The organism is Pseudomonas iranensis, from assembly GCF_014268585.2.
Taxonomy (GTDB): Bacteria; Pseudomonadota; Gammaproteobacteria; order Pseudomonadales; family Pseudomonadaceae; genus Aquipseudomonas; species Aquipseudomonas iranensis.
Genome location: NZ_CP077092.1, coordinates 2,229,381 through 2,241,925, shown reverse-complemented (window position 1 = coordinate 2,241,925; position 12,545 = coordinate 2,229,381). Strand labels below are relative to the sequence as shown.

Here is a 12,545-nt window from a genome sequence, read left to right as displayed (position 1 = left end):
ATCACGGCCCGACGGTACAAAGGCCAGACAGACAAATGCCGAAGCCGGTACAGGCCCGGATTCGGCATTTGAGTTGAAGGGTTGCGAACAGGTCAGCGCACGTCCTGCGAATGCCCCTCGGCCATCGCCACGATGACTTTGCGCGGCCCTTCGAACGGTGAGCGCGCGTGAGCCGAAAGCATGTTGTCGAGCATCAGCACATCGCCCTCCTGCCAGGGGAAACTGATCGCACAGTCGTCGAGCACCGCACGAATCTGCGCCAGCACTTCGTCTTCGATCGGCGAGCCGTCGCCGTAATAGACGTTACGCGGCAGGTCTTCTTCGTCAACGATGTCGAGCAGGCTTTCGCGCACGTCCGCTGGCAGGTTGGAGATGTGAAACAGGTGCGCCTGATTGAACCAGACGTGGTCGCCGGTCACCGGGTGCACCGCCACCGCCTGACAGGTCTGCCGCGTGCGCAGCTCACCGTCGTCCTTCCATTCGCAGACAATGCCGTGGGCCTTGCAGTAGGCCTCGACGACTTCACGGTCTTCGGTGCTGAACACGTCTTCCCAAGCGACATCTAGGCCATTGCCGAAGTTGCGCACGTACATCAGGCCTTTGCTGACAAAACGCTCGCGGATCGCCACGGGGATGCGCCGGTAGACTTCGCGGCTGTCGGCAATCGGCGTCTCGCCGCCGGACCTGGCGGCGATCATGCTGTAGAACCAGATCTTCATCGGCCAGTCGCGGGAATAGGCTTGCTCGTTGTGCAACGGAATGCTCTGGTGCGCCGGGTATTCGGTGGAGGTGTACACGCCTTGAGTGACGTTGGTGCGCGGCGTCGAGCCGAACTCGTAGTTGAGCAATGGATGGCCGAAACTCGCGGCAAACTGGCGGAACTGCTCGGCGCCATCGAGGCGAAAACCGCGAAACAGCACACCACCGTCGCGCAGCAGGTGCTCGTCGACCAAGGCCTTCAATTCATCGAATACCGCCAACAGATCGGTGTCGGCATCGCCCGCCTCGACCAACAGCGGCAAACGTCCGCGCTGCGGCAGCAACGGCCGCACGGAAAACCCCAGAGCAACAGCCATGACTGGCCTCCTGAAAATGATAGATGAGGCGGTCTCAAAACGCCGGTTGCGCGGCCTGCGCATGGCGCCGGTGATGCACTTCCAGATGCGTCTTGATCGTGCGAATGACCCGCGCTTCGTGCTCATGAATGAAGAAGTGCCCGCCGGTCATCATGTCCACCGAGAAACTGCCCAGGGTCTCCTTGCTCCAGCCGATCAGCTGTTCGGTGGTGGCGCGGTCTTCCTTGCCACCGAGCACGTGCACCGGGCAATTGAGCAAGGGCCGCTCGGCAGGCGTAAAGCGCCCGCACATCATGAAATCGGCGCGCAGCACCGGCAGGGTCAGGCTCATCAATTCCTCATTGGCGAGGATTTCTTCGCTGGTGCCCTGAAAGGTGCGCAACTGTTCGATGAGCTCTGCATCGCTGCGCGGTTCGGCAAAGCCGCGGTCGTAATCGCTGCGCATGGACGGTGCGGCGGTGCCGGAGGCGAACAGCGCCAGCGGCTCCGGCACACCCAACTCGCGAAAGGCATGGGCCATTTCGCAGGCGAGCAATGCACCGAGGCTATGCCCGAACAACGCGTACGGGCCTTGCAGCCCCGCTTTGTGCTCGCGCGCCAGTTGCCGCGCCAGTGCGCGCATGTCGGTTTGCAGCGGTTCATCGAACCGCGCGCCACGTCCCGGCAGTTCAACCGGTTGCAATTGCAGCCACGTCGGCAGTTGGCGCCGCCAGCGGCTGTAAACCATGGCGCTGGCGCCCGAATAGGGCAGGCACAGCAATGTCAGCTTGGTCACCGCGCTTTCCTTGAAAAATGTGTCTGCAAGAAAGACGGATCACTGGCCGGACAAATTAGTCGCCGGCCGCTAAATTCCCCCGCCAGCCGCTCGTTGCCTGTTCAGGAAAAAAACAACAATCGCGAGGGAATCACCGTGGACCTGCAGAGCATTCTGGGCAAGTTGTTCGCCAACGCCGGCGCGGTCGGCATCGAGGGGGTTTTCCAGTTCATTTTCAGCGCGCAGCAGGCGTACTGGTACGACATCAAGACCAGCCAGCGCACGGAAGTCGGGCGCCACCCAAGCCCGGACGTGACCATTGAAGTGGCGCAAAAGGACTTCCTCGGGATCATGGCCGGCGTGGTCAACGTCGAGGAACTGTTCGCCAGCGGGCGGCTGAAGATCGGCGGCAACATGGGCCTGGCGACGATGTTGCCGCAGATCATCGACCACGCCCGCCAAGGTGGCGGCACGGTGGAAAAGGTCGACATGAACAAGCGCTACCCGACGCCGCCACGCTTCAGCGAAAAGCTCACTGCCGCGCTGCCTCGCCAGACCAGCGTCGAACGTCGTGCGCGCGCCGAGTTGAGCCGGCACGAATTCGAAACCCGTTATCTGCCCAACGGCACTCCGTTGGTGATCAGCGATGCCCTGCACGACTGGCCATTGTTCAGCCTGAGCCGCGAGGAATCACTGGTGCATTTCGCTGAACTGCAGGGCATCACCCGCCATGGCGATTACGTGAAGAAGACGTTTTCCACCGAGCGTGATTTCCGCTCGACCTCGATGGCCGAGTTCATCGCCTCGCTGGACAGCCCGGCAATCAAAGGCGCCGATGGCGAGCCGCCGGCGTACATGGGCAACAACATCCTGCCGGCGCAGTTGTTGCAGCAGATCCAGTACCCGCCCTACTTCGACACGTCGCTGTTCATCCCGCCGCGCATCTGGATCGGCCCCAAGGGCACGCTGACGCCGTTGCACCGCGATGACACAGACAACCTCTTCGCCCAGGTCTGGGGCCAGAAGAAATTCACCCTTGCCGCGCCGCATCACCGCGAGGCACTGGGCACTTGGTCGACCGCGCCCAAGGGTGGCCTGGATGGCTGCGACTTCAACCCGGATGCGCCGGACTATGAGCGCTTCCCGGCAGCGCGGGAGGTGACGTTTTTGCGAGTGACGCTGGAGGCTGGGGATCTGCTGTTTTTGCCAGAGGGCTGGTTCCATCAGGTGGAGTCGGTGTCGACGTCGCTGTCCGTCAACTTCTGGATCAACTCAGGACGAGGTTGGTAACCCCATTTCCTGTAGGAGCGTAGGAGCTGACGAGTGCAACGAGGCTGCGATCTTTGATCTTGATCTTCAAAATCCAAAGTCAAAGTCAAAAGATCGCAGCCTCGTTGCACTCGTCAGCTCCTACAACAGGATTTTTATTTCAAGTGACGGAAACTTTGGAACGCTGAAATCAGCACCACCGCTCCCGCCGCAATCGCCAGCCAGAAGCCGCTACGCGCGCCAAACGCATCCACCAGCGCGCCGGAGCCAGCAGCGCCGATCGCCACGCCGATGCTCAGCCCGGTCACCAGCCAGGTCAGGCCTTCGGTCAGTTTGGCCGGCGGCACGATGCGTTCGATCAGCGCCATCGCGACAATCAGCGTCGGTGAAAAGAACAGGCCGGCGATGAATACCGCCACCGACAAGCCAAGGATGTTGCTCGCCAAAAGCAGCGGCAGCGTGGTCACCGCCGTCGCCACGCCGCCGTAGAGAAACAGGCGCGGCAACGGCAGTTTCGAACGCATCGCACCGAAGGCAATCCCGGCCAGGCACGAGCCGATTGCGTACACCGACAAAACAATACTCGCCGCTGCCGGCTGGCCCTGATGTTGAGCGAAAGCGACGCTGACCACATCGATGACCCCGACGATCACGCCCATCGCCAGCATCAACGCCAGCAGCCATTGCACGTCGGTCGAGCGAATGATCGAACCCTGATGCTGCGACTCCTGCGCGTGCACCGGTGGTTCGGTGCTGCGCTGGGCGACAAACGCCGTCACGCCGATGGCCAGGGCCAACAGCGCCGCCAGCGGCCCGGCCTCGGGAAACACCGCGACCGACAGGCCCACCGACAGCGGCGGCCCGACGATAAAACACACTTCGTCGAGCACCGACTCCAGCGCATACGCCGTCTGCAATTGCGGCTGGCCACGATAGATCTCGGTCCAGCGCGCCCGCACCATCGCCGACATGCTCGGCATGCACCCGGCCAGCGCGGCGAAGACGAACAACGTCCAGTCCGGCGCCTGCAAACGCGTGCACAGCAGCAACATCAATAACCCGCCGCCACCGGTCAGCGCTGCGATTGGCAGCACCCGCCCCTGCCCATAACGGTCCACCAGCCGCGATACCTGCGGCGCGCAAAACGCCGTGGCCAAAGCAAACGTTGCCGCCACCGCACCCGCCAGCGCATATCCGCCGTTCAACTGCGCAAGCATGGTGATCAGGCCGATGCCGGTCATGGAAATCGGCATGCGCGCCAGCATCCCGGCCAGTACAAACGCACGGGCACCGGGGGCGGAGAACAATTCGCGGTAGGGATTTGCCATCGATTGCAGCCTCATCAGGGGCGGCCAAGTTGCCATAGCCTTGAATGCCGTGGAAGCGCGCAATTGTTAGCGGTCTGTGAAGGCCACTGATCTTTCCAGCGCTGAACGACGATGACCATTGGTCGAAAACCCACGCTGACCTGTCAGACCTGACAGGTGTGGTCCCTTGCCTTTTGCGCTTTGATGAGGCCTTGGATCTTCATGTGTCACCGTGAACCCTGCAAACGCACTCAGGAGTCTCGCCATGGACAAATCGTCAATGTTCGTCTCACCCGAAGCGGAAAAAGTGCCCTGGGCCGTCCCCGCTCTGTATGGCCTGGCGCCCTTTCGCAACAACGCCGCGCTGGCAGACGAGGTGGATGATCGGCTGATGCCGTGGATCGAGCAGGTGGGGATTTTCCCGGGTCGGCACGACAAGGTCCGCGCCATGGGTTTCGGGCGCTTCGCCATGCTGTGTCATACCGACACCGATGAGCCCGATCGGCTGTTGCTCGCGGCGCAATGTTTCGCCGCATTGTTCGCCGTGGACGACTACTACTGCGACGATGAGCGAACCGGGTCCGAACCCAGAATGGTCGGGCCGCGCCTTTCCCTGGCGCTGGCGGCGCTGGAACCGGTTTACCTGAGCGCACGGTTCCGCCCTGAGCTCGAGCAGGCCTTGAGCGGCGATCCGGTGCTGGTCGCGCTGCGTGCCTATCTGAGGCGGGTCGAGACTTTCGCGACCGCGGCGCAGGTTGCCCGCGTTCGCCATGAAATCATTGCCATGTTCGTCACCATGACCGCCGAAGCGGCCTGGCGTATCGAAGGGTTCACGCCCGCGCTCTGGGAATATCTGGCTCAACGTCAGGTCAACAGTTTTCTGCCGTGCCTGTCGCTGATCGACATCATCGGCGGGTATGAATTGCCGGCCAATGAATACAGCGCACCTGAGGTGAGGCGCGTCACGGCGCTGGCCGCCAGCGCCACGATCATTGCCAATGATCTGTTTTCCGCGCTGAAGGAACAGCAGGCCGGTATCGGCGATTTCAACCTGCCTTTGCTGCTGATCCAAGAACAGGGCTGCTCCCCCGCGCAGGCCATGGCGCAAAGTGCTGCCGTTCACGATGACATCATGCATCTGTATGAGGCGGCAGAACGGGCGGTATTGCCGCACGCCTCGCAGCTACTCCAACGCTACCTGCGCGGACTCAAGAGCTGGCTGGCTGGCAACGTCGAATGGCATCGCAGCAGTGGCCGCTATCAGGTCTGAAGCTGCCAACTTTTCATGGTTGCAGATGAACTCTCGCCACGGGCCATCAGTCAGCTACTTAAGTCTCTGGAACCAAGGCGCGAATCGTCATGCAGATTTCCCTCGCTAATCAGGTGGCGCTGGTCACGGGTGCCAGCTCCGGCATCGGCCATGCCGTCGCCAAAGCACTCGCTGCAGCCGGCGCTGCGGTCGTGATCAACTACAACAGCAGCGCCGAACCCGCCGAAGAACTGGCTGCACAGATCAACGCCGAAGGCGGCAAGGCCCTCGCCATCGGCGCCGATGTTTCGAAAGAAGAAGATGTCGAGCGGCTGTTCGCCGAGACCGTCGAAGCCTTCGGCTCGCTGGACATTCTGGTGGCCAATTCCGGCCTGCAAAAAGACGCTGCTGCCGTGGACATGACCCTCGACGACTGGAACACGGTAATCGGCGTCAACCTCACCGGGCAGTTCCTTTGCGCCCGCGCGGCATTGCGGATTTTCCAGCGTCAGGGCGTGCGCGAAGGCGTGTCGCGCGCGGCGGGCAAGATCATTCACATGAGTTCGGTGCACCAGCGCATTCCATGGGCCGGGCATGTCAATTACGCGGCGTCCAAGGGCGGCGTCGATCAGCTGATGCAGAGCCTCGCTCAGGAAGTCAGCCACCAGCGCATCCGTATCAACAGCATCGCGCCCGGTGCAATCAGTACGGCCATCAACACAGAAGCCACTGAAGGCGCGGCCGGCGAAAAACTTCTTGAGCTGATTCCCTACGGACGCATTGGCGATGTCGAGGATGTTGCCAACGCAGTGGTTTTCCTCGCTTGCGACCTGTCCGACTACATCGTCGGCACCACCCTGTTCATCGATGGCGGGATGAGCCTCTATCCGGAGTTTCGCGGCAATGGCTGAGCCTGAAGTGGAACAACAAAGTCCCATCGGTGCCCACGGCATCATCGGCGACATGCGCAGCGCCGCACTGGTTAACGACAAGGGCAGCGTGGATTTTTTCTGCTGGCCGGAGTTCGACAGCCCGACGATCTTCTGCTCGCTGCTCGATACCCCTGAAGCAGGGATTTTCCAGCTCGCGCCGGACTTGCCGGATGCGCGCCGGGAACAGATTTATCTACCCGACACCAACGTCTTGCAGACCCGTTGGCTGAGCGAACACGCGGTGGTGGAAATCACCGATCTGCTGCCCATCGGTGACGATGTCGACGCCCTGCCCCTGCTGATGCGCCGGGTGCGCGTGGTCAGCGGCTTGGCGACGTTCAACCTGCGTTGCGCGGTGCGCCACGACTACGGCCGCGCCGACACCCGGGCAGAGATGGACGCAAAGGACGTGACGTTCCACGCCGCTGGACAGCCGTCGATACGCCTGGCTTCAGATCAGGCACTGCAGATCGACGCGCAAGCGGCCGTCGCGCAATTCACCCTCAAGCACAATGAAAGCGCCGCATTCATGCTCGGCGGCAGCGACGACCCACGCTTTGCCGAAGGCGCCGCCGAATTGTGCATGCAGCGCACCCTTAAATACTGGCGTGGCTGGATCGGCCAATCCAACTATCGCGGGCGCTGGCGGGAAATGGTCAACCGCTCCGCCCTCGCCCTGAAACTGCTGACCTCACGCCGCCACGGTGCAATCCTCGCCGCCGCCACTTTCGGCCTGCCTGAAACGCCTGGAGGCGAGCGCAATTGGGATTACCGCTACACGTGGATCCGCGATGCCTCGTTCACCGTGTATGCGTTCATGCGCCTGGGCTTTGTCGATGAGGCCAACCACTACATGCAATGGCTGCGTGGTCGGGTCAGCGATTGCTGCGGCAAACCGATGAAACTCAACATCCTCTATGCCATCGACGGCCAGCAGGAACTGCCGGAAACCGAACTCACGCACCTGTCCGGCCACGGCGGCGCGCAACCGGTGCGCATTGGCAACGGCGCTTACGAGCAGATCCAGCTGGATATCTTCGGCGAGCTGATGGATGCGGTGTATCTGGTCAACAAATACGGCGACGCGATTTCCCACGAAGGCTGGCGGCACGTCGGCGAAGTGGTCGATCAGGTCTGTGAGAACTGGCAGAGCGAAGATGTCGGCATCTGGGAAATGCGCGGTGAAACTCATCACTTCCTGCACTCGCGGCTGATGTGCTGGGTGGCGCTGGACCGGGCGATCAGGCTGGCTTCCAAACGTTCGCTGCCGGCGCCGTTCGCCCGTTGGGACCAGACCCGGCAAGCGATCTACACCGACATCTGGGACAACTTCTGGGATGAGGAACGCGGGCATTTCGTTCAGTACAAGGGCGGCACCGCGCTGGACGGCTCGATGCTGCTGATGCCGCTGGTGCGTTTCGTCAGCGCCAAGGATCCGCGCTGGCTGTCGACTCTGGAAGCGATCGAAAAAACCCTGGTGCGCGACGGCATGGTCTATCGCTATCGCAACGAGGACGCCAACATCGATGGCCTCAGCGGCACCGAAGGCGCATTCGCCGCGTGCTCGTTCTGGTATGTCGAATGCCTGGCCCGCGCCGGCCAGGTGGAAAAAGCCCATCTGGAGTTCGAGCAATTGCTGCGATATGCCAACCCGCTTGGGCTATACGCCGAAGAGTTCGACAGCCACGGCCGGCATCTGGGCAACACGCCGCAGGCGCTGACGCATCTGGCGTTGATCAGTGCGGCGAGTTTTCTTGATCGAAAATTGAGTGGCGAGAAGAGTTCCTGGCAGCCATAGCGCTGACTACTTTTCGTCAGCGCTTGTAAGACCGATCTCTGTGCGCACGGTTTTTTTCCACCACAGGCCTGCTCGCCAGACAACCGGATCAGGCCCCTACCCACCTTGAAACCTGTGCGGCGGTTACGTCTGGCGACAGTCTGTGTAAAAAACGCGCCTACAAAAACCACTCACGTCACGTTGGAACGCTTCCCGTAACCTGCGCTTACACCCCGAAATACCTTGTTGCCAGCCGTTACATCCACACCTACCATCCAACGCAACGGGCACAGCGGAGCTGTCCAACCACCCCCGAATTCAAGGAACCGGAATGCCTCACCACGTCCAGCGCAGCATCGCCTCCCCTCTTCGCACCGGGCTGAGCCGCACCCAGCTCTGGGAAGCCGCCGACAAGGGCTTGATCAAATGCTGGGAAATCGGCCGCCAGCGCGCCGAACGCTTTCCCGAACTGGCCCAGCGCTGCCTGGCCGGTGAATTGCCGGTGCTTGGCTGGAAGGGTGGCGTCAGTCGCAGCCTGAAGAAAAACGAGAAATACGGCTCACTGAAATATCTGGCGCAGTGGCAGGGTCTGCGTGGCGAAGATCTGGATATCGATCTGGCGCAGGAGCGTTCGCTGACGTGCTCGCGGACGAAGATGAAGGTGACGTTTACGCCGGATCGGACGAAGTATTTCAATCAGGTCGCGGAAGTTGAGGCTTAAGGAGAGGCAGAGATGGTCGATTTACATCAGGAGTTTCAAAGCAGCGGTTTCTTTCACGAAGCGCGTATCGATCGTCGCTCTGCGGATGCCTTGGTTGGTGTCGCAGCGGGACTTGCCGCCGACGGCAAGATCAACCAGCAAGAAGCAGAATTTCTCAAGACATGGATTGAAACTCATCTGGTTCATCTAAGCGATCCGGTGGTTAACATCCTTTACAAGCGCCTTGCCGAGATGCTCAGCGATGGCGTGCTGGATTCGGATGAATCAGTGGAGCTATTGGGAATGCTTCATCAGTTTGCCGGGCTGCCCGTAGGGTCAATCCAAACCTTTACAGCGCCAAATGCCCTACCCTTCGATAATCCTTTCCCAACCTTGAGCTGGACGGATCGCGTCTTTCTTTTTACCGGCGTCATGGCTTACGGGCCGCGCAAGGAATGCGAATTGCGCGTGACTGAGCGAGGAGGACTGATTGGTGGCGCCGTCAGCAAAAAAATTCATTATCTGGTGGTAGGCAGCATCGGTAATGATCAATGGCTTCACAGTACCTACGGCACCAAGATCAAAAAAGCCGTCGAACTTCGGGGCAGCGGCATACCGATAGCAATCATCAGTGAAGACCATTGGCAAAAAGTGTTGTTTGGCTAGCCTTAGGTCATTGGTCGATCTTCATCAATAGAACCCAAAACACCTGAAGGCACTGGATCTGCTGCAACGCTGACCGAAAACCGCTCCCGATAAGCCTGCGGTGTCACGCCAATGGCACGGAGAAAACTGCGCCGCAGCGTCTCTTCACTGCCAAACCCGCAATTGGCTGCAATGCGTTTCACCGGCAGGCCGGTATCGCTGAGCAGTCGTCGAGCGGTTTCGACGCGGATCAATTCGATCGCCCGCGCCGGGGTCTGGCCGGTGTCGGCGCGGTAGTGGCGGATGAAGCTGCGTTCGCTCATGCCGGCCTGTTCGGCGAGGGTCGGGACGCCGAGGTCGCAGGTCAGGTTCTCGGCGATCCAGGCGTGCAGTTCATCGAAGCGGTTGCCCTGTTGTTGCAGCGACAGCGTCACGCTGAATTGCGACTGCCCGCCCGGGCGTTTCAGGAAGACGACCAGGTGCCGGGCGACGTCGAGGGCGATGTCGCGGCCGAGATCTTCTTCGACCATGGCCAGCGCCAGATCGATACCGGCCGTGACCCCGGCGGAAGTCCACACCGGGCCGTCGTTGATGAAAATCGGATTGGCTTCGACGCGCAGATTGGGATGTTGCGCGGCCAGTTGCTCGCAGCGCGTCCAATGGGTGACCACGCGGCGGCCATCGAGCCAGCCGCTGGCGGCGAGCAGAAAGGCCCCGGTGCACACCGAAGCCACGCGCCGGCAATGAGTGCCGTGCTCGCGCACCCAGTCGACCAGTTGCGAGTCTTCGGCGGCGGGATAAATGCCCCAGCCACCGGCGATGATCAGGGTGTCGCTGGGCGTTTGTGGCAACGGCTCGGCCAGCACCGCCAACCCCGCCGATGACAGCACCGCCCCGCCGCCGCTGGCGATCACGCTCGGCGCATAGGGCGCGGGCAAACCGCGCTGGCGAGCCAGATCGTTGGCCGAGGCGAACACCTGCAACGGCCCGGTAACATCGAGAATCTGCATGTTGGCGAACGCGAGGACGTGAATGGCTTTAGGCATTTGGCGTAATTCGTGGGGTGATTGGCGTATGCGCCAGAACCTACGCGCCTACAGTGCAGTCGTCCACTTCTTTCAACGGAGCAAGAACGATGCCGCTGCAGATCGGTTTTCTGTTATTCCCGCAGGTTCAGCAACTCGACCTGACCGGCCCTTACGACGTACTCGCCTCGTTGCCCGGCGTGCAGGTGCACCTGATCTGGAAGGACCTGATGCCGGTGACGTCCAGCACCGGCCTGCTGCTGAAACCGACTACTACTTTCGAGGATTGTCCGGATCTGGATGTGATCTGCGTGCCCGGCGGCAGTGGCGTCGGGCCGCTGATGGAGGATCAGCAGACGCTGGATTTCATCAAACGCCAAGCCGCGCAGGCACGTTACGTGACCTCGGTGTGCACCGGCTCGCTGGTGCTTGGCGCGGCGGGTCTGTTGCAGGGCAAGCGCGCGACCACGCATTGGGCGTATCACCAGTTGCTGCCGACCCTGGGCGCGGTTGCGGTGAAGGATCGGGTGGTACGCGACGGCAATCTGTTTACCGGCGGCGGGATCACTGCTGGCATCGATTTCGCCTTGGTGCTGGCGGCGGAACTGGTCGATGCCGATACGGCGCAACTGGTGCAGTTGCAACTGGAATATGCCCCGGCACCGCCGTTCAACGCCGGCAGTCCGGAGGTGGCGCCAAGTGCGGTGGTCGATGAGGCGCGGTTGCGCGCGGCGCCTTCGTTGAAGCTGCGTACGGAAATTACCGAGCGCGCGGCGGCCAAACTGGGCCTGCGCTGATATCCAGCCGAATGCAAAACCTGTGGGAGCGAGCCTGCTCGCGAAGGCGGAGTGTCAGTCGCCAGTGACGTCATCTGGAAAACCGCTTTCGCGAGCAGGCTCGCTCCCACATTTGATTTGTGTCGGGCATGACTGCCACACCTTCACTTGTCCCACCTCCCTCGCCCGTGTAGAAAGCCCCTTCCAGAAATCTCGCACAAGGACTTTCGATGAAGGCGCTGCCCTGGCTTTATCTCGCGCTGCTCGGTCTCGGTTACGGATTGGCCCTGAGTTACGGCCAGCTCGGTTGGCTGGCATTGATCTCCGTGGGGCTTTTGCTGTTCGCCGCATTCGCCGTGCGTCAGCAAGAGGTGCAGGTCGCGCGTTGGCTCGGCCATGGCCTGTTCATCGTTCTGGCCGTGGCACTGGCGATGCACTGGCTGCCGGGCTTCGCCAACGGCCGGGTGATCAATCCGCAACGTTTCACTGACAACGCCGTGCCGTTCGCGATGTACCTCAATCTCGACAAACCGCTGGTGGGCTTCTGGTTGCTGCTGGTTTGTCCGTGGATCGTCGCGCGGCGTTCGTTGCGCCTGACGGTCTATGCCACCGCCCTCGCCCTGACGCTGTGTGCGATTCTCGCCCTTGGCGGCGCATTGTTGCTCGGCGTAATCGCCTGGGCGCCGAAGTGGCCGGATCAGGCCTGGCTGTGGGTGCTGAACAATCTGCTGCTGGTGACGCTGGTCGAGGAAGCGCTGTTTCGCGGCTATCTACAGGGCGGGCTGAGCCGTCGCTTCAAGCACCTGCCCTACGGCGACAACCTCGCGCTGCTGTTGGCCTCGCTGCTGTTTGGTCTGGTGCATGCCGGTGCTGGCTGGACCTGGGTGTTGCTGGCGGGACTGGCCGGGGTCGGCTATGGTCTGGCCTACCGTTTCGGCGGACTGGGCGCGGCGATCGCCACCCATTTCGGCCTGAACCTGTTGCACTTCGGCCTGTTCACTTATCCGATGCTGGCCAGTTGACGCAAGCGCGGTT

12 protein-coding genes are annotated in these 12,545 nt (G+C 61.6%); 8 read left to right on the top strand and 4 right to left on the bottom strand.

All coding sequences use genetic code 11. The features are described from left to right. Positions 1–92 precede the first annotated feature (92 nt). Positions 93–1,076, bottom strand: coding sequence for a TauD/TfdA family dioxygenase (locus tag HU724_RS09980; protein WP_186565696.1), 984 nt, complete (start codon positions 1,074–1,076; stop codon positions 93–95). Positions 1,077–1,110: 34 nt separating this feature from the next. Then, positions 1,111–1,851 carry a thioesterase II family protein gene (locus HU724_RS09975; RefSeq protein WP_186565698.1) on the bottom strand — a complete coding sequence of 247 codons (741 nt, stop codon included), beginning with the start codon at positions 1,849–1,851 and terminating at the stop codon, positions 1,111–1,113. Positions 1,852–1,986: 135 nt separating this feature from the next. On the opposite strand from HU724_RS09975, the gene HU724_RS09970 reads away from it, so the two are divergent. Beyond that, positions 1,987–3,120: a cupin-like domain-containing protein gene (locus HU724_RS09970; protein WP_186565700.1), complete on the top strand. Its 1,134-nt coding sequence runs from the start codon at positions 1,987–1,989 to the stop codon at positions 3,118–3,120. 134 nt (positions 3,121–3,254) lie between these two features. On the opposite strand, the gene HU724_RS09965 is transcribed toward HU724_RS09970, so the two are convergent. Further along, positions 3,255–4,427, bottom strand: a complete 1,173-nt coding sequence (locus HU724_RS09965) for an MFS transporter (protein ID WP_186565702.1) — start codon at positions 4,425–4,427, stop codon at positions 3,255–3,257. Between the two features lie 244 nt (positions 4,428–4,671). On the opposite strand from HU724_RS09965, the gene HU724_RS09960 reads away from it, so the two are divergent. The 5 genes from HU724_RS09960 (at position 4,672) to HU724_RS09940 (ending at position 9,730) form a co-directional block, all read left to right on the top strand. Further along, positions 4,672–5,676, top strand: coding sequence for a family 2 encapsulin nanocompartment cargo protein terpene cyclase (locus HU724_RS09960; RefSeq protein WP_186565704.1), 1,005 nt, complete (start codon positions 4,672–4,674; stop codon positions 5,674–5,676). Between the two features lie 89 nt (positions 5,677–5,765). Continuing rightward, on the top strand, positions 5,766–6,566 hold the full coding sequence (locus HU724_RS09955) for a glucose 1-dehydrogenase (RefSeq protein ID WP_186565706.1): 801 nt from the start codon (positions 5,766–5,768) through the stop codon (positions 6,564–6,566). Further along, positions 6,559–8,385 (top strand): glycoside hydrolase family 15 protein, encoded by a 1,827-nt coding sequence (locus tag HU724_RS09950; RefSeq protein WP_186565708.1) that lies wholly within the window; start codon positions 6,559–6,561, stop codon positions 8,383–8,385. The genes HU724_RS09955 and HU724_RS09950 overlap by 8 nt, the downstream gene beginning before the upstream one ends. Positions 8,386–8,695: 310 nt before the next feature. Next, positions 8,696–9,085, top strand: a complete 390-nt coding sequence (locus HU724_RS09945; protein WP_186565710.1) for a hypothetical protein — start codon at positions 8,696–8,698, stop codon at positions 9,083–9,085. 12 nt (positions 9,086–9,097) lie between these two features. Beyond that, positions 9,098–9,730 (top strand): BRCT domain-containing protein, encoded by a 633-nt coding sequence (locus HU724_RS09940; RefSeq protein WP_186565712.1) that lies wholly within the window; start codon positions 9,098–9,100, stop codon positions 9,728–9,730. Positions 9,731–9,732: 2 nt separating this feature from the next. On the opposite strand, the gene HU724_RS09935 is transcribed toward HU724_RS09940, so the two are convergent. Continuing rightward, entirely contained in the window at positions 9,733–10,755 is a 1,023-nt protein-coding gene (locus HU724_RS09935; RefSeq protein ID WP_186565714.1) for a GlxA family transcriptional regulator, read from the bottom strand. An 89-nt stretch (positions 10,756–10,844) separates the two neighbouring features. On the opposite strand from HU724_RS09935, the gene inhA reads away from it, so the two are divergent. Together inhA and HU724_RS09925 are read left to right on the top strand one after the other, a co-directional pair. Continuing rightward, positions 10,845–11,531 (top strand): isonitrile hydratase, encoded by a 687-nt coding sequence (inhA, locus tag HU724_RS09930; protein ID WP_186565717.1) that lies wholly within the window; start codon positions 10,845–10,847, stop codon positions 11,529–11,531. Positions 11,532–11,740: 209 nt separating this feature from the next. Further along, a complete protein-coding gene (locus HU724_RS09925) occupies positions 11,741–12,532 on the top strand; it encodes a CPBP family intramembrane glutamic endopeptidase (protein ID WP_186565719.1) in 792 nt (263 codons plus the stop codon). Positions 12,533–12,545: the final 13 nt, after the last annotated feature.